Consider the following 17636-nt stretch of genomic DNA (forward strand, 5'->3'; position numbering starts at 1 on the left):
GGGCCTGATCCATGCCGCAGTTCTTCATCGACCGCCCGGTGTTCGCCTGGGTGGTCGCCTTGTTCATCCTCCTGGTCGGCGCCCTGGCCATCCCGCAACTGCCGGTGGCCCAGTACCCCGACGTGGCGCCGCCACAGGTGGAAATCTACGCCGTGTACCCGGGCGCCTCGGCGGCGACCATGGACGAGAGCGTGGTCAGCATCATCGAGCAGGAGCTCAACGGTGCCGATAACCTGCTCTACTTCGAATCGCAGAGCAGCCTGGGCAACGCCACCATCACTGCCAGCTTCCAGCCTGGCACCAACCCGGACATGGCCCAGGTGGACGTGCAGAACCGCCTGAAGGTGATCGAGTCGCGCCTGCCGCGCCCGGTGACGCAACAGGGCTTGCAAGTGGAGAAGGTGTCCACCGGCTTCCTGCTGCTGGCCACCCTCACCGCCGAGGACGGCAGCCTCGACGAGATCGCCCTGTCGGACATCCTCGCCCGTAACGTGATGAACGAGATCCGCCGTATCAAGGGCGTCGGCAAGGCGCAGCTGTATGGTTCGGAACGGGCCATGCGCATCTGGATCGACCCGGCGAAACTGGTCGGTTTCAAGCTCACCCCCAATGACGTGGCCGAGGCCATCGCCGCGCAGAACGCCCAGGTCGCCCCCGGCAGCATCGGCGACCTGCCCAGCCGGCCAACCCAGGAAATCACCGCCAACGTGGTGGTCAAGGGCCAGCTGAGCACCCCTGAAGAGTTCGCCGCGATCGTGTTGCGCGCCAACGCCGACGGCTCGACGGTCACCGTCGGCGATGTCGCCCGGGTCGAGATCGGCGCCCAGGAATACCAGTACGGCACCCGCCTCAACGGCAAGGCCACCAGCGCCTTCAGCGTCAAGCTGTCGCCCGGCGCCAACGCCATGGAGACCGCGAGCCTGGTCAAGCAGAAGCTCGACGAGCTGGCGCGCTACTTCCCGGCCGGCGTGAAGTACGACATCCCCTACGACACCTCGCCGTTCGTCAAAGTGTCGATCAAGCAGGTGATCAGTACCCTGGTCGAGGCCATGGTGCTGGTGTTCGCGGTGATGTTCCTGTTCCTGCAGAACCTGCGCTACACCCTGATCCCGACCCTGGTGGTGCCGGTGGCGCTGATGGGCACCTTCGCGGTGATGAACGCGCTGGGCTTCTCGATCAACGTGCTGACCCTGTTCGGCATGGTGCTGGCCATCGGCATCCTGGTGGACGACGCCATCGTCGTGGTGGAGAACGTCGAGCGGATCATGGCCGAGGAAGGCCTGCCGCCGAAGGAGGCCACGCGCAAGGCCATGGGCCAGATCAGCGGCGCCATCGTCGGGATCACCCTGGTGCTGGTGGCGGTGTTCCTGCCGATGGCCTTCATGCAGGGCTCGGTGGGGGTGATCTACCAGCAGTTCTCGGTGTCGATGGCGGTGTCGATCCTGTTCTCGGCGTTCCTCGCCCTGAGCCTCACCCCTGCCCTGTGCGCCACCCTGCTAAAGCCACTGGAGAAAGGCGAACACCATGAGCGCAAGGACTTCTTCGGCTGGTTCAACCGCCGCTTCGAGGGCATGAGCAACGGCTATGAGCGCTGGGTGACCCACGCGCTGGCCCGCAGCGGTCGTTACCTGTTGGTCTATGCCGCCTTGGTGGCGGTGCTGGGCTACGGCTTCAGCCAGCTGCCCACCGCCTTCCTGCCCACCGAGGACCAGGGCTACACCATCACCGACATCCAGCTGCCGCCAGGCGCCAGCCAGGCACGGACCATCGAGGTGGCGCAGCAGATCGAAGCGCACAACACAGAGGAGCCGGGCGTGGCCAACACCACACTGATCCTCGGCTTCAGCTTCTCCGGCAGCGGGCAGAACGCGGCACTGGCCTTCACCACGCTCAAGGACTGGTCCGAACGTGGTAGCGACGACAGCGCCCAGGCCATCGCCGACCGGGCCACGCTGGCTTTCACCCAGTTGAAGGACGCCATCGCCTATGCGGTGCTGCCACCGCCGGTGGACGGCCTGGGCGAGTCGACCGGTTTCGAGTTCCGCCTGCAAGACCGTGGCGGCATGGGCCACACGGCGCTGATGGCCGCCCGTGACCAACTGCTGGAACAGGCGGGAAAGAGCAAGGTGCTGGTCAACGTGCGCGAAGCCTCGCTGGCGGAGAGCCCGCAGGTGGAACTGGAGGTCGACCGTCGCCAGGCCAATGCGCTGGGGGTGTCGTTCGCCGACATCGGCGCGGTGCTCGACACCGCGGTGGGCTCCAACTACGTCAACGACTTCCCCAACCAGGGCCGCATGCAGCGGGTGGTGGTGCAGGCCGAGGGCGACCAGCGCAGCCAGGTCGAGGACCTGCTGAAGATCCATGTGCGCAACAGCAGCGGCAAGATGGTCCCGCTCGGTGCCTTCGTCAGCGCCCACTGGCGCAGCGGCCCGGTGCAGTTGACCCGCTACAACGGCTACCCGGCGGTGTCCATCTCCGGCGAACCGGCGGCGGGCCATAGCTCGGGCGAGGCGATGGCCGAGATCGAACGCCTGGTGGCGCAGCTGCCGGCCGGCGCAGGCCTGGAGTGGACCGGCCTGTCGTTGCAGGAGCGCCTGTCCGGCAGCCAGGCGCCGCTGCTGATGGCCTTGTCGCTGCTGGTGGTATTCCTGTGCCTGGCCGCGCTGTACGAGAGCTGGTCGATCCCCACCGCGGTGTTGCTGGTGGTACCGCTGGGCGTTTTAGGCGCGGTGCTGGCGGTGACCCTTCGCGGCCTGCCCAACGACGTGTTCTTCAAGGTCGGGCTGATCACCCTGATCGGTTTGTCGGCGAAGAACGCCATCCTGATCATCGAGTTCGCCAAGGACCTGGTGGACCAGGGCCACGATGCCGTGGACGCGGCGATCCAGGCCGCGCGCCTGCGCCTGCGCCCCATCGTCATGACCTCGCTGGCGTTCATCCTCGGCGTGGTCCCCCTGGCCATCGCCAGCGGCGCCAGCTCGGCCAGCCAGCAGGCAATCGGCACCGGGGTGATCGGCGGCATGCTCAGCGCCACGTTTGCCGTGGTGTTCGTGCCGGTGTTCTTCGTGGTGGTGATGCGGTTGGCTGGGCGCAAGCCCGTTAAAGACGGTCTGGCCACCACTCGCGAAGCCTGACTGGACAGGCGCCCCGTTGAATGAGAGGGTTCCCGGCATCGACTGCCCGGAACCCTTTTTCATGCCCATTGCCCTTCCCCCCTGCTCCATCCTCATCCTCGCCGGTGGCCGTGGCCAGCGCATGGGCGGCCGCGACAAGGGCCTGGTGCCCTGGCACGGCGAACCGCTGGTGGCCCATGTGCAACACGTGGTGCGCGAGTTCTCCGACGATGTGGTGATTTCCTGCAACCGCAACCAGGACCGTTACGCCCTCTACGCAGACCAGTTGGTGTCGGATGCCGAGGCGGACTTCCCCGGGCCGCTGGCCGGGGTGATCGCCGGGCTGAAGGCGGCGCGGCATGAATGGGTGGTGATGCTGGCGTGCGATGCGCCGCTGATTGACCAGGCGCTGATCGAGGATTTGTTGAGGTTGGCTGTCGAGCATGGCAGCGCGGCCATGGTGCGCCAGGGGGGATACTGGCAACCGATGTTCAGCGTGCTGCCGCGCCGGGTGCTGCCGATGCTGGAGCAAGCGTGGGCGACGGGTGAACGCAGCCTGCAGAAAGCCTTGCTGGGGGCGGTACCCGTACAGGCGCTGGAATGCATGGACAATGACCAACGGCTGAGCAACTTCAACAGCCCGGAGCTTTTGCAGTGATCACCGCTGTGGTCGACGCGAACCTTTAGGCGCCGGCTTGCCGGCTCATCGGTTGCAGCGTGGCGGGGCGTCAGCAGCGCAAGACGATTAACCGAGTATTACCATCAAGGCGGTCACCGGTACCCTTCCGGGCATGACTGGCCAGGAACAAACCTGTAGGAGCGGATTCATCCGCGATGCGCCGCACGGGCGGCGCTCGATTTCAACACCGCTGCATGACGCTCGCCTGGCACTTGGCCGCCCCGGTGATCTTTCCCGACCTTCTACCGAGGCTCACTCCTGGTGCTGCTGTTGCTTCCACAACGCCAGGTTCTGCGCCAGCCACTGCTCGGGCAACGGGCTGGCAACGATCTCCTGCATCTTTTCCGCCATTTGCTTGCGCAGGGCCGGCTGGTTGCAGGGCACATTGCGCGACAGCGCCAGGTAAAGGCCCTCGCTGGAAACCGGTGGGTCCAGTACTTCCAGGCGCTTTTCCATGGCCAAGGTCTCGGCCAGCGCCATGCCGGGGTAACGCTCGTAGATCACATAGTCGTTGCGCTTGAGCAGCAGCTTCTGGAACGCCTGCGCCGCGCTGGGCACCGCCTCGAGGTTGAGGTTGGCCCGGGCGTAGTCGTCGAACTGCTGGCCGTAGCTGTTGTTGACCAACGTGCCTCCGCTACGCCCTTTCAAGTCCGCCCAGCCCGAATAGGCGAAGCCATCGCCCTGGCGCACCCAGACCACGCTGGGTGTGTCGAGGAATGCCGGCTTGATGAAATCCATGACCTGCTGACGCGCCCGGGTCAGGAAATACCCGGCCAGCATGTCGATGCGCCCGGTGCGCACTTCTTCCTGGGCCCGCGACCAGGGGCCGGCATACACCACATCGACCACCAGCCCCAGTTCTTCGGCCAGGTGCTTGAGCAGGTCGGCGTTGGCACCAATCAATTGTCCCGGATTATGCGGATCTCGCCAGAGATAAGGAGGATACTCGGGGTTGCCCGTCGCCTTCAGGTGCCGGCAGTCGTCTGCCGCCTGCGCGCCCATGGCCGTCAGCGCCAGGACCAGGCACAGTGACCGGCCCACATTACGTCCGCTCATTTTGCGACCCTCGGCTCATTTGACATTTGCTGGAAGTGAGTGGACGGGGTCCGCTGCCCTTCAGGGCACAAATGGCATATTCTGCACGACAAATGGCCACTAGCCACTCCCCACTTGAGCCTCTGTGCTGCGGTACATCGTCACGCTGCGCCGACTGGGTGAAACGGCTAAGCTGAACAGGCCGATTTCACACAGGCTCAAGGCCTGTCCAGCAAGGGCTTTGACATGACCGACAGACCTGCCTCCTGGCTATTGCTCTGCACCCTCGCCCTGGGCTTGGCCATTGCCGCGGGCTGCTCCAGCAAAGCCCGTTACGCAACCGTCAACGCCGGCTCCAACTGCTATGCCAAGGCCATCCCCAGCAATGGTGAAGGTGGCCTGGCCTTCGGCAACACCCTGGCCATGGCACGCAAGAAGTCCATGGACAGTTGCATGCGCTACGCCAGCCGCTCCGGCGGCACACCTGGCACCTGCCAGGTGGTGCTCGCCCAGTGCAAGCGCTAGCTCAGCGCCTTCACCGCCTCGTCGATCAGGTTCGCCACATCACCCGCCCTTGACGCGAGGGAGGCATGGCTGGCATCCAGCGTGATAACCTTCTTCGCCTTCAGTCGATCAGCCATCTTGCGTTGGTTGTCCGGGTGGATCATGTGGTCGGCGCTGGAGATCTGGTACCAGGACGGCTTGTGCTTCCACGCTGGGTTGCTGATGGTGTCGCCAAAGGTGCTGGCCAGCGGCGCCTTCTGTGTTACCCCCATGACCAGTCCATCATCCTTCGGCAGATCCTGGCAGAAGCTCTCGTGGAACTTGTCGGCCTTGAGCCATAGATAACCATCGCTGTCCGGCGCCAGGTTTGCTGCTGCGGCTGGCAGATGCTCCTGTGTGATAGCTCCAGGGCTTTCGCCCGCGTCCGGCGCGAACGCGGCAATGTAGACAAGCCCCTTCACATTGACCGCATTGCCCGCCTCGGTGATGACCGCGCCACCATAGGAGTGCCCTACCAGCACCACCGGCCCCTCGATCTGCGCGACTACCTTGCGGGTGCGTTCGACATCGTCGGCCAAGGACGTCAGTGGCATTTCCACGGCGCGCAGGCCGCTGTGGCCCTTGCGATCCAACTCGACGATCACCCGCCCCCAATGGGCGGCTCCGCCCCAGAAACCGTGAACCAGGACAACGGTAGGTTTGGTGCTCATGAAGGCATTCCCTCGTAGGGTGGCATGGCTGGAAAGTGGGTGCGTCACACCCGTCGAAACAGCATAGGTGAGTGGTGCAATGGCGATAGATCAAAGCCATTGGCCGCCGCCCGCGCTCATTCCCAAAGCCACTGGATTCGTGCGCCTCGATCCCGAGCTTGACGTATACGTAAACCTGGCTTTAGGTTATCCCCATTCCACCCGCCGAGCCCCAGCATGACCAGCCAGACCTACAGCATTTCCGACCTCTCCCGCGAACTGGACATCACCACCCGCGCCATTCGCTTCTACGAGGAGCAGGGCTTGCTCAGCCCCGAGCGCCGAGGCCTGGAGCGCATCTACTCGGCCCGCGACAAAGTCACCCTCAAGCTGATCCTGCGCGGCAAGCGCATCGGTTTCTCGCTGGCCGAGTGCCGTGAGCTGATCGGCCTGTACGACCCTACCGGCGGCAACCTCAAGCAGCTCAACAGCATGCTCGCCAAGATTGCCGAACGTCGCGCCCAACTGGAGCAGCAGATGCTCGACATCCAGCAGATGCACCTGGAGCTGGACACCGCCCAGGAGCGCTGCGAGCAAGCCCTGGCCGCCACCCTGAACCAGCAGCACCCCAACCGTTGACCCGCCACAGGAACCCCGCCATGTCATTGCCAGAAAAAGTCCGCCTGGTCGAAGTCGGCCCGCGCGACGGCCTGCAGAACGAAGCCCAGCCCATCAGCGTCGCCGACAAGGTGCGACTGGTGGACGACCTTACCGATGCGGGGCTCGGCTATATAGAAGTGGGCAGCTTCGTTTCGCCCAAATGGGTACCGCAGATGGCCGGTTCCGCCGAGGTGTTCGCCGGTATCGAACAACGTCCAGGCGTTACCTACGCGGCGCTGGCGCCCAACCTGCGCGGTTTCGAGGATGCCTTGGCAGCTGGCGTGAAGGAAGTGGCGGTGTTCGCCGCGGCCTCCGAGGCATTCTCCCAACGCAATATCAACTGTTCGATCAGTGACAGCCTCAAGCGCTTCGAGCCGATCATGGAGGCTGCACGCAGCCACGGTGTCCGGGTCCGCGGCTATGTATCCTGCGTGCTCGGCTGCCCTTACGAGGGGGCGATCAAGGCCGAGCAGGTCGCCCCGGTGGCCCGCGCCCTGCACGACATGGGCTGCTACGAGGTGTCGCTCGGCGACACCATCGGCACCGGTACCGCCGGCGATACCCGCCGCCTGTTCGAGGTGGTCGCGGCCCAGGTGCCCCGCGGGCAACTGGCCGGGCATTTCCACGATACCTACGGCCAGGCCCTGGCCAACGTCTACGCCGGCCTGCTCGAAGGCATCGCAGTGTTCGACAGCTCGGTGGCCGGCCTGGGCGGCTGCCCCTACGCCAAGGGCGCCACCGGTAACGTTGCGACCGAGGATGTGGTGTACCTGATGCACGGCTTGGGTATCGACACCGGCATCGACCTCGACCGCCTGATCGCCGCGGGATTGCGGATCAGCGAAGTGCTCGGCCGGGCCACGGGATCGCGGGTGGCGCGGGCGCGTGGGGCGCGCTGAGTCACACGAATGTCACGCATCTGTGGGTGGAGTGTTACCGCCCACGGGGCGCCCAGGGAAAAATCGGGTAACAGGGAAACAATTCGACAGAATTTCACCCTGATGGATTCTCGGCATTTTCAGCAAGCTGTTGATTTTAAAGGATTTTAAAAAGTTGGCACGCCATCTGCTTTGTCTATGGCATAACAAGAACAAAAAACGCGACAACCAATAAGAACAATAGAGAACGGCTCTGACATAACAAGAACAACACGGCAGAGGCGTAGCAAGCAGATTTTTTTGGAGTCGACGTGCTTTTCAGGGGCTCTCCCCGCAACCTGACACAGAACAATAAAACTACCTGCAAGGTAGCGGCAGTCACGGTTGGATCACGTTGGATGAACGCAGGTCAGCGCTCAAAAAAATACGTTTGCTCTTGGCCCCGGTTAGGGGCCCTGCGGTACCGAGACAACGGCTGACAAAAACAACAACAGGCCCGTCTCCAATAATAATAAAAGAGCAGGCAACAACGCTTTGAGGGGAGCTTCGGCTCCCCTCAGTGCTTCCTGCCCTCCTCGTCCTCGTGTTTGCTCTCCTCTTTCCCACCCTCCACCTTGTCCACCAGCACCGGCATGCTGCACAGCACCAGCAGCGCCAGCACCGTGCTGATCAATGCCGTGACCTCTCGTCCCAGGCCTGCGGCTGTACCGATGGCGGCCGTCATCCAGAGCCCTGCGGCGGTGGTCAGACCTTTTACATGGCTGGTGTCCCGACCATGCCCCTTGAGAATGGTGCCAGCCCCCAGGAAGCCGATACCGGCGACAATGCCCTGGATGATCCGGCTCAACGCCTGTTGGTCCGCGCCGGCCATGCCGGGGGCGAGCACGAACAGCGCCGCGCCCATGCATACCAGCATGTGCGTGCGCACCCCGGCCGCCTTGCCCTTGCTTTCACGCTCGAAACCCAGCACCGCACCCAGCAACGCTGCCATAAGCAGGCGCAGCAGCACCTGTGTCACTTCGCGTTCATCGGCAACATCGGCGAACTCGGCTTGCACAGTGGTCCAGATTGCCTCCCAGGTCTGCATGGTCACACCTCCCATTTTTGCTACTGGCGAAGCCCCCTGTTGGAACCGGCGAAGCAGACAACGCGGTCTGGCACCGGCCATGCCGGTGTTCGCCGGCAAGGCCGGCTCCTACAAGGAGCGTTCATGTTGCTGTAGACCCCTGCGTATTGCCGGAGTGCAGCGCAATCCATCCGGTGACCGGCGCAGGTGCGGTAGATAGCCGCAGGTACCTGCTGGTAAACCCTCAAGGTTGCGTAGTTCGAGGGGTTGACGCTGGATGCCAGGCATCTGATATGGTTTTTATCTACCTACCTGAGTCTGTGCTGCAAACAGATCGGGCGCCATAGTGCCCAGGCCTGATCGAGGCCTGATGAGCGATGAACCATGAGCGATAGAATCCCCTTCCGAGTCATCGAGATTGCCCCTGCCGCCGCCAACAAGAGCAAAAGCCAAGCGGACGGCAGCATTCACACCCGTAGCTTCACCGGCTTCTACCGCACCCTGCGGGTCGCCTTCGCGGGTCTGTTGTTCGCCCTGTTCTTCGGCACCGCGTGGTTGCAATGGAATGGTCGCCAGGCCGTGCTCTGGGACTTGGCCGATAGCAAGTTCCATATCTTCGGCGCCACGTTCTGGCCCCAGGACTTCATCCTGCTCTCGGCGCTGCTGATCATCTGTGCATTCGGCCTGTTCGCCATCACCGTATTCGCCGGCCGGGTGTGGTGCGGCTATAGCTGCCCACAGAGCACCTGGACCTGGCTGTTCATGTGGTGCGAGAAAGTCGCCGAGGGCGACCGCAACCAACGCATCAAGCTGGCCGCGGCGCCCTGGGGCCTGAACAAGCTGGCCCGGCGAACCCTCAAGCATGGGTTGTGGCTGGCGATCGGCGTGGCGACCGGGCTGACCTTCGTTGGCTACTTCACCCCGATCCGCCCGCTGGCACAGGAACTGTTCACCCTTGAGCTGAGTGGCGTGGCACTGTTCTGGGTGCTGTTCTTCACCGGCGCCACCTACATCAACGCCGGCTGGATGCGCGAAGCGGTGTGCATGCACATGTGCCCCTATGCCCGCTTCCAGAGCGTGATGTTCGACAAGGACACCCTGGCGGTGGCCTACGACCCCAGCCGCGGCGAATCCCGCGGCCCACGCAAGAAAGGCAGCGACCCGCGCAGCCAGGGGCTGGGCGATTGCATCGACTGCACCTTGTGCGTGCAGGTCTGCCCCACCGGCATCGACATCCGCGACGGCCTGCAGATGGCCTGCATCGGCTGCGCCGCCTGCATCGATGCCTGCGACGGGGTGATGGACAAGATGGGCTATGCCCGTGGCCTGGTCGGCTACAAGTCCGAACACAACCTGCAGGGTGGCAAGACCCACTGGCTGCGCCCTCGCCTGCTGGGCTACGCGACCGCACTGGTGGTGATGATCGGCGCGCTGGTGGTGGCCCTGCAAATGCGTCCGATGGTGTCGATGGATGTGATCAAGGACCGTGGCCTGTTCCGCGAGAACGCCCTGGGCCAGATCGAGAACATCTACCTGCTCAAGATCATCAACAAGACCCCGGAAACCCAGCATTATCGCCTGCGCCTGGTGGATGCCGACGGCTTCGAGTTGCACGGGCGCACCGAATTCACTATCGCGCCTGGCGAAATGAGCGAACTGCCAGTGTCGGTGGCGATGCTGGCCGATCGCCCGGCCAGCAGCTCCCAGGAGCTGGCCTTCGAGATCCAGGACAGCGACCAGCCCGGCGTGCGCAGCGTTGCCACGAGCCGCTTCGTGGCGCCGATGAACCGCTGATCCCTTACACTGCCCCTCACCTTGCCTGCAGGTTGCGACAGATCATTACAATGAAACGCTACGAACGATTCGCCGACGACATTGCCGAACTGATCCGCTCCGGGGTGCTCGGCCCCGGCCAGCGCGTGCCCTCGGTACGTTATGCCAGCCAGACCCACGGCGTCAGCCCGTCCACGGTGTTCCAGGCCTACTACCTGCTGGAGCGCCGCGGCCTGATCCGCGCCCGGCCGCGCTCAGGCTACTTCGTCAATGCCCACGCCCCACGCCCGTTCAGCGAACCCCAGGCACAGGCGCCGGCCAGCGAATCCACCGATGTCGATGTCAGCGGCCTGGTGTTCTCCATCCTCGACTCGATCAAGGATCCGCACACCGTGCCGTTCGGCTCGGCGTTCCCCAGCCCCGCGCTGTTTCCCCTGCAACGCCTGGCACGCTCGCTGGCCAGCGCCAGCCGGGCCATGGACCCGCGCATGGTGGTCACCGACCTGTCGCCGGGCAACCCGCAACTGCGCCGGCAGATCGCCCTGCGCTACATGGTCGGCGGGCTGATGCTGCCGATGGAAGAGCTGCTGATCACCAACGGTGCGCTGGAGGCGCTGAACCTGTGCCTGCAGGCGGTGACCCAGCCCGGCGACCTGGTGGCGATCGAAGCACCGGCCTTCTATGCCTGCCTGCAGGTGCTCGAACGCCTCAAGCTCAAGGCCGTGGAGATCCCCGTGCACCCGCGCGAAGGCATGGACCTTGGCGTGCTCGCCCAAACCCTGGAAAAACATCCGGTCAAGGCCGTGTGGTGCATGACCAATTTCCAGAACCCGGTCGGCGCCAGCATGCCGGAGGCGAAGAAGCAGCAACTGGTCGAGCTGCTGCGCCGCCATCAGGTGCCGCTGATCGAAGACGATGTCTACGCCGAGCTGTACTACTCGCAGCAGGCACCGAAGCCGGCCAAGGCCTTCGATACCGAAGGGCTGGTGATGCACTGCGGCTCGTTCGCCAAGAGCCTGGCCCCGGGCTACCGCATCGGCTGGGTCGCCGCCGGCCGCTTCGCGCAGAAGATCGAACGGCTCAAGCTGATGACCTCGCTCTGTGCCTCGATGCCGGCCCAGGCCGCCATCGCCGACTACCTGCAACATGGCGGCTATGACCGTCACCTGCGCAAGCTGCGTTATGCGCTGGAAGGCCAGCAGGCCAACATGCTCGCCGCCATCGCCCGCCACTTCCCGGCGCAGACCCGCGTCAGCCAACCTTCCGGCGGTTACTTCCTGTGGCTTGAACTGCCCGAGCAGATGGATGCACTGAAGCTGTTCCACATGGCCCTGGCCCAGGGCATCAGCATCGCGCCGGGGCCGATCTTCTCGCCGACCCGGCGCTTCGGCAATTGCATCCGCCTGAACTACGGCAGCCCCTGGGGCGATGGCCCCGAACAGGCCATGGAAACCCTCGGGCGGATCGTGCGTTCGTTCTAGCCGCCGACGTGCGGTCAGGCTACAGTGGGGCCTCGCCCTCCTGCGGACACTCGCATGCCCGAACGTGAACTCCATGAGCTGCGCCAGCGCAATGCCGAGCTTGAGGCTCAGCTGGCGCAGCTGCAAGGTATCGACAACAGCCTGTACCGGTTCTTGTTCGACACCATGGACGAAGGTTTCTGTGTCATCGAGTTCTTCGACGGCCCCCACGGTCCACTCAGTGACTACATCCATATCGTCGCCAACGCCGCCTACGCCCGCCACGCCGGTATTCCCAACGTGGTCGGGCAAAAATTGCGGGAAATGGTGCCCGACGAGGCCGACGACTGGGTAGCTCGGTACGGTGAGGTGCTACGCACCGGCCAACCGTTGCAGTTCGAACAGGAACTGGTAGCCACCGGGCGGGTACTGTCGGTCACCACCTTCCGTATCGAGCCCGCCGAAAAAAACCAGGTCGCCGTGCTGTTCAAGGATGTCACCGAGCGACGCCGCGCCGAAACTGCCCTGCAACAACTCAACGACCACCTCGAGCAACGGGTCGTCGCAGCGTTGGCTGAGCGCAGCCTGTTCGCCGAATTGGTTGAGCGAAGCGTGGCGCGTGTGCAGGTGCTGGACACTTCACTGTGCTTTCTGGCAGTCAATGCGCGAGCGGTAAAGGACTTCGAGTTCCTGTTCGGTCGCAGTGTCAAGGCAGGTGACAGCCTGGTCGAACGCCTGGCCGGTTTTCCCGAGGAGTGCGACCGCTCGGTGGCGCTCTGGCGGCGGGCACTGGGCGGAGAAAGCTTCATCGAAGTGGTCCAGTACGGGAAGGGACAACGACAGCGGCATTTCGAACTGCGTTTCAACCCACTGCGTGATGCCAACGGCGCGATTGTCGGCGCTTACCTGTTCGTCTACGACATCAGCCGTCAGGTCAGCGAGCAGCAGCGCCTGCTGGAGGCCGAGGATGCATTGCGCCAGGCGCAGAAGATGGAAGCCGTCGGCCAGCTCACCGGCGGCATCGCCCATGATTTCAATAACCTGCTCGGAGGTATCCTGGGCGCCCAGGAGCTGATTCGCCAACGCCTGGAGCAGGCACGCCTGGACGACATCCCAACCTTGCTCGACACCGCGGGCGATTCGGCGCGACGGGCCGCGGCCCTGGTGCATCGGTTGCTGGCCTTCTCACGCCGCCAGACCCTGCTGCCACAGGCCACCTCGGTTGGCGCACTGATCCTCGACATGGAGGAACTGATCCGCCGCAGCGTGGGCCCGACCATCACCGTGAGTGTCAGTTGCAGCCTGGAGCTGTGGGTGACCTTCATCGACCCACCGCAACTGGAAAGTGCCCTGCTCAACCTGTGCATCAATGCCCGTGACGCCTTGCCCGGTGGAGGCCGCATCGACATCCGCTGCGCGAACCAATCGTTCGACCTGGCACACGCCGCGACGCTGGATCTCACGGCAGGCGACTACCTGCAACTGAGCGTCGAGGACAATGGCCGCGGGATGCCACCTGAAGTGGTCGAGCGGGCCATCGACCCCTTCTTCACCACCAAGCCGCTTGGCCAGGGCACAGGGCTGGGGTTGTCGATGGCCTTCGGCTTCGTACGCCAGTCCGGTGGACAGCTGCAGATCCAATCAACACCAGGCGCAGGCACGCGCATCGATCTTTACCTGCCCCGTCACCATGAAGCACTGAAGGCGCCGGAGGTTCATCCAACGAGCGAACGGCTGGCGCAACCCGGCCGGGCGCGGATCCTGCTGGTCGAGGACCAGGCCGCGCTACGCCTGGTCATTGGCGAGGTGCTCGATGAGCTCGGGCATGAGGGGGAAGGCGTTGAACACGGCCCGGCCGCACTGGCGCTATTGGCGCACGGCTTCGTGCCGGACCTGCTGATCAGCGATATCGGCCTGCCGGGCGGCCTCAACGGGCGCCAGGTCGCCGAGGCCTGCAGAGCCCGGCATCCCGACCTGCCGGTGCTGTTCATCACCGGCTATGACGAGAGCGCCGCGCTCAGCGACGGCCAGTTACCGGCGCGCACCGCTGTGCTGCGCAAACCGTTCGAGCTGCCGGCCATCGCCGACCTGGTCGCGCAGTTGCTGACAGCCGGGTAGCCGGCGTCAGCGCCCGCCACTCAGGTCGATGAAGGTGCCCGTCGAGTAGGACGCCCGGTCCGACAGCAGCCAGAGGATCGCCTCGGCCACTTCCTCGGGGCGCCCACCGCGCCCCATGGGCAGGCCTGGCTCGAGCTTGGTGACGCGCTCGGGGTCACCGCTCAAGGCGTGGAAGCCGGTATGGATATAGCCTGGCCGTACGCCATTGACGCGCACGCCCTCGCTCGCCACTTCCTTGGCCAGGCCAATGGTGAAGGTATCCAGCGCGCCCTTGGAGGCGGCGTAGTCGACATACTCATTGGGCGAGCCAAGCCGCGCGGCCATGGAGGAGACATTGACGATCGCCCCGCCCTGCCCGCCATGGCGCCGCGCCATGCGCAGCAAGGCGTGCTTGGCGCAGAGCATCGGGCCGACCACGTTGGTCTTCATGACCTTGAGCAGACGGAACTCCGACATCTCCTCCACCCGGCCCTGCTGGCCAATGGTGCCGGCATTGTTGACCAGCGCGGTAACCGGCCCCAGTTCGTGGTCCACGCGCTGGAACAAGCGCACCACCTCATCCTCGACGCTGGCGTCGGCACGCACGGCGATGGCCGTGGCGCCCAGCTCGCGAACCTGGGCCAGCACCGTCTCGGCGGCCTCGTCGTTGGCGTGGTAGTTGATGCAGATGCGATAACCCTGTTGCGCCGCCAGCAACGCGGTGGCGGCGCCGATGCCCCGGCTGGCGCCGGTGATGACGATGACCTTGTCCATGGATCTGCCAATTTGCCCGGAAAAGACCTACAAGATTAGGGGAAACCCACCGCCTTGATCAATGCCACGCCATCCCCTGTAGGAGCCAGCCTTGCTGGCGAACCGCTGGACACACGGTGGTGAGGCGGTTCGCCAGCAAAGCTGGCTCCTACAGCTTTTTTTATGTCAGTGCCCTGCCGAAGCGGGCCCCGCCTTGGCGGTGAACGGTGGCTTGGCCAGCCACACCAACAAGATCAACCCGGCGAACACCCAGGTCAGCAAGGTGAAGTAATCCACCGTGGACATCATGTAGGCCTGGCTGTTGAGGATCTGCTCCAGCTTCGCATAGCTCTGCTGGCCGGCCCCACCCAACTGCTCCAGGGAATGCCGGGTGGCCGGGTCGAAGGTGCTGATGTGCTCGCTCAGGTAGGCATGGTGCTGGTCGGCGCGACGAATCCAGATCCAGGTGGTGAGCGACGCGGCGAAACTGCCGCCCAGGGTACGCAGGAAGGTGGCCAGCCCCGAACCATCGGCGATTTGATGCGGCGGCAGGTCGGACAGCAGGATACTCAGGGTCGGCATGAAGAACAGCGCCACACCGATGCCCATGAACAGCTGCACCAGGGCGATATGGGTGAAGTCCACCTCGCTGGTGAAGCCGGCGCGCATGTAGCAGCTGGCACCAATGGCCAGGAACGCGATGCCGGCCAGCACGCGCAGGTCGAAGCGGTGCGCATACTTGCCGACGAAGGGCGACATCAGCACCGGCAACAGGCCGATCGGCGCCACCGCCAGCCCCGCCCAGGTGGCCGTGTAGCCCATCTGCGTCTGCAGCCACTGGGGCAGGATCAGGTTGATCCCGAAGAACCCGGCATAGCCGCCCACCAAGACCAGCGTGCCAATACGGAAATTGCGGTGCACGAACAAGCGCAGGTTGACCACCGGGTGGCGGTCGGTCAGCTCCCAGATGATGAAGATCGCCAGGAACACCGCCGAGATCAACGTGCCGACGATGATGAACGACGACTCGAACCAGTCCAGGTCATTGCCCTTGTCCAGCACCACCTGCAGCGCCCCCACCCCCACGATCAAGGTCAGCAGACCGATGTAGTCCATCGGCTGGCGGCTGGTGACCACCGGCCGCGCACGCATCTGCTGGCGCACCACGGCAGCAGCGAACAGGCCGATGGGGATATTGATGAAGAAGATCCACGGCCAGCTGTAGCTGTCGGTGATCCAGCCACCCAGTATCGGCCCGGCGATCGGCGCCACCACGGTGACCATCGCCAGCAACGCCAGGGCCATGCCCCTTTTCGCAGGTGGGTACACGGCGATCAGCAGGGTTTGCGTCATCGGGTACAACGGGCCGGCCACCACCCCCTGCAGCACCCGGAAGCCGACCAGCTCGGGCATCGACTGGGCAACGCCGCAGAGGAACGAGGCCAGCACGAACAGCAGTGTGGCCCAGATGAACAGCTTCACCTCGCCGAAGCGCCGGCTCAGCCAGCCGGTCAGCGGCAAGGCGATGGCGTTGCTCACCGCGAACGAGGTAATCACCCAGGTGCCCTGTTCGTAGCTGACCCCCAGGTTGCCGGAAATGGTCGGCAAGGCGACGTTGGCGATGGTGGTGTCGAGCACTTGCATGAACGTCGCCAGCGACAGGCCGATGGTGGTCAGCAGCAGGCTTGGTGGGGTGAACTGCGCGGGGGCCGCCTGGCTCATCGCTGGGCCGTCTTGCCGGTGGCGCTGTTTTCGTGGATCAGCCGGGCGATCAGGTTGTCGGCTTCGACCAGCTGGCGGTCATAGACCTGGGTGGTGTAGCTGGCCTGCTGTGGCGGTTGCTGGGCGAGGGCCGGGCCGCTCTGGTCGTGCAGATCGACTTCGACGACGGTGGACAGGCCGATGCGCAGCGGGTGGTCCTTCAACTGTTCGGGGTTCAGGTGGATACGCACCGGCACGCGCTGGACGATCTTGATCCAGTTGCCGGTGGCGTTCTGCGCCGGCAGCAGGGCAAAGGCGCTGCCGGTACCGGCCCCCAGGCTGTCGACGGTGCCGTTGTACTTCACTTCGCCACCGTACAGGTCGGCGCTGATCTCCACCGGCTGGCCGATGCGCATGTCGCGCAGCTGGGTTTCCTTGAAGTTGGCGTCGATCCACACCTCGTCCAGGGGAATCACTGCCATGGTCGCGGTGCCCGGTTGCAGGCGCTGGCCCAACTGCACGGTACGCTTGGCGACGTAGCCGGTGACCGGCGCCACCAGGGTGGTGCGAGCGTGGTCGAGGTAGGCCTGGCGCAGCTCGGCGGCGGCGGCCATGACCTCCGGGTGCGAGGACACCACGGTATCGTCGACCAGCGCGGTGCTGGTGTTGAGCTGCTGGCGTGCCCCATTGACGGCAGCCTGGGCCACGGCCAGGTCGTCGCGGGAATGGGCGATTTCTTCCTGGGCGATGGCACCGCTGTCGGCCAGCACCTTGCGTCGGTTGTAGTTCTGCTGGGCCTTTTGCAGTTCGGCCTGACGGGTTTCCAGCTGGGCCTTGAGCGAATCGACATTGCTGTACAGCCCTCGCACCTGGCGCACGGTACGCGCCAGCTTGGCCTCGGCGGCCTGCAGGGTAACCTCACTGTCGGCCGGGTCGAACTGCAGCAGCACCTGGCCCGCGTGAACCAGGTCGCCATCATCGGCACCGATGCTGGTGACGGTGCCGGTGATCAGCGGGGTGATTTCCACCACGTTGCCATTCACGTAGGCGTCGTCGGTGCTTTCGTGCCAACGCCCGACCAGGCTGTACCAGGCCCAGGTGCCGGCACCGGCGAGGATCAGCAACAGTAACAGGGCAAGCAGCCAGGTCTTGCGCTTGCGCGTGTTGTCGGCCGCGACGGCGGGGTTGGAGGTGTCGACGGGAGTGGCCATGACGGTACCTTGGAGAA

Annotated in this window: 14 protein-coding genes; 8 read left to right on the forward strand and 6 right to left on the reverse strand. The window is 64.7% G+C overall.

The features are described 5' to 3' along the window. Positions 1-11: 11 nt before the first annotated feature. Positions 12-3134 (forward strand): efflux RND transporter permease subunit, encoded by a 3123-nt coding sequence (locus P5705_RS16985; protein WP_277462020.1) that lies wholly within the window; start codon positions 12-14, stop codon positions 3132-3134. A 61-nt stretch (positions 3135-3195) separates the two neighbouring features. Then, positions 3196-3771, forward strand: coding sequence for a molybdenum cofactor guanylyltransferase MobA (gene mobA, locus P5705_RS16990; protein ID WP_277462021.1), 576 nt, complete (start codon positions 3196-3198; stop codon positions 3769-3771). Between the two features lie 273 nt (positions 3772-4044). Here mobA and P5705_RS16995 read toward each other — a convergent pair whose 3' ends face one another. Next, complete coding sequence (locus tag P5705_RS16995; protein WP_277462022.1) at positions 4045-4848, reverse strand: substrate-binding periplasmic protein; 804 nt, start codon at positions 4846-4848, stop codon at positions 4045-4047. Between the two features lie 225 nt (positions 4849-5073). On the opposite strand from P5705_RS16995, the gene P5705_RS17000 reads away from it, so the two are divergent. Then, the gene (locus P5705_RS17000) at positions 5074-5352 is read left to right on the forward strand and encodes a hypothetical protein (RefSeq protein WP_277462023.1); all 279 of its coding nucleotides are present in this window, start codon (positions 5074-5076) and stop codon (positions 5350-5352) included. On the opposite strand, the gene P5705_RS17005 is transcribed toward P5705_RS17000, so the two are convergent. After that, positions 5349-6041 carry an alpha/beta hydrolase gene (locus tag P5705_RS17005; protein WP_277462024.1) on the reverse strand — a complete coding sequence of 231 codons (693 nt, stop codon included), beginning with the start codon at positions 6039-6041 and terminating at the stop codon, positions 5349-5351. The two genes, P5705_RS17000 and P5705_RS17005, sit on opposite strands and share 4 nt — an antisense overlap. 216 nt (positions 6042-6257) lie before the next feature. On the opposite strand from P5705_RS17005, the gene P5705_RS17010 reads away from it, so the two are divergent. Both P5705_RS17010 and P5705_RS17015 read left to right on the forward strand, forming a co-directional pair. Then, positions 6258-6659 carry a MerR family transcriptional regulator gene (locus P5705_RS17010; protein ID WP_011534144.1) on the forward strand — a complete coding sequence of 134 codons (402 nt, stop codon included), beginning with the start codon at positions 6258-6260 and terminating at the stop codon, positions 6657-6659. Between the two features lie 20 nt (positions 6660-6679). After that, positions 6680-7579, forward strand: a complete 900-nt coding sequence (locus P5705_RS17015; RefSeq protein ID WP_277462026.1) for a hydroxymethylglutaryl-CoA lyase — start codon at positions 6680-6682, stop codon at positions 7577-7579. Positions 7580-8114: 535 nt separating this feature from the next. On the opposite strand, the gene P5705_RS17020 is transcribed toward P5705_RS17015, so the two are convergent. Continuing rightward, entirely contained in the window at positions 8115-8645 is a 531-nt protein-coding gene (locus tag P5705_RS17020; protein WP_277462028.1) for an MgtC/SapB family protein, read from the reverse strand. A gap of 363 nt (positions 8646-9008) precedes the next feature. Here P5705_RS17020 and ccoG point away from each other — a divergent pair, with 363 nt between their 5' ends. From ccoG to P5705_RS17035, 3 genes are read left to right on the forward strand one after another with little or no spacing between them, the layout of a single operon-like run. After that, positions 9009-10418 (forward strand): cytochrome c oxidase accessory protein CcoG, encoded by a 1410-nt coding sequence (gene ccoG, locus P5705_RS17025; protein WP_277462030.1) that lies wholly within the window; start codon positions 9009-9011, stop codon positions 10416-10418. Between the two features lie 50 nt (positions 10419-10468). After that, a complete protein-coding gene (gene mapR, locus P5705_RS17030) occupies positions 10469-11878 on the forward strand; it encodes a GntR family transcriptional regulator MpaR (RefSeq protein ID WP_277462031.1) in 1410 nt (469 codons plus the stop codon). A 54-nt stretch (positions 11879-11932) separates the two neighbouring features. Then, positions 11933-13975 carry an ATP-binding protein gene (locus P5705_RS17035; RefSeq protein ID WP_277462032.1) on the forward strand — a complete coding sequence of 681 codons (2043 nt, stop codon included), beginning with the start codon at positions 11933-11935 and terminating at the stop codon, positions 13973-13975. A 6-nt stretch (positions 13976-13981) separates the two neighbouring features. Here P5705_RS17035 and P5705_RS17040 read toward each other — a convergent pair whose 3' ends face one another. The 3 genes from P5705_RS17040 to P5705_RS17050 form a co-directional block, all read right to left on the reverse strand. Next, positions 13982-14728 (reverse strand): SDR family oxidoreductase, encoded by a 747-nt coding sequence (locus P5705_RS17040; protein ID WP_277462033.1) that lies wholly within the window; start codon positions 14726-14728, stop codon positions 13982-13984. A 165-nt stretch (positions 14729-14893) separates the two neighbouring features. Then, positions 14894-16429, reverse strand: a complete 1536-nt coding sequence (locus tag P5705_RS17045) for a DHA2 family efflux MFS transporter permease subunit (RefSeq protein ID WP_277462035.1) — start codon at positions 16427-16429, stop codon at positions 14894-14896. Beyond that, complete coding sequence (locus P5705_RS17050) at positions 16426-17619, reverse strand: HlyD family efflux transporter periplasmic adaptor subunit (RefSeq protein ID WP_277462036.1); 1194 nt, start codon at positions 17617-17619, stop codon at positions 16426-16428. Before P5705_RS17050 ends, P5705_RS17045 begins: the two co-directional genes overlap by 4 nt. Positions 17620-17636: the final 17 nt, after the last annotated feature.

The organism is Pseudomonas entomophila, assembly GCF_029478665.1.
GTDB classification, from domain to species: Bacteria; Pseudomonadota; Gammaproteobacteria; order Pseudomonadales; family Pseudomonadaceae; genus Aquipseudomonas; species Aquipseudomonas entomophila_F.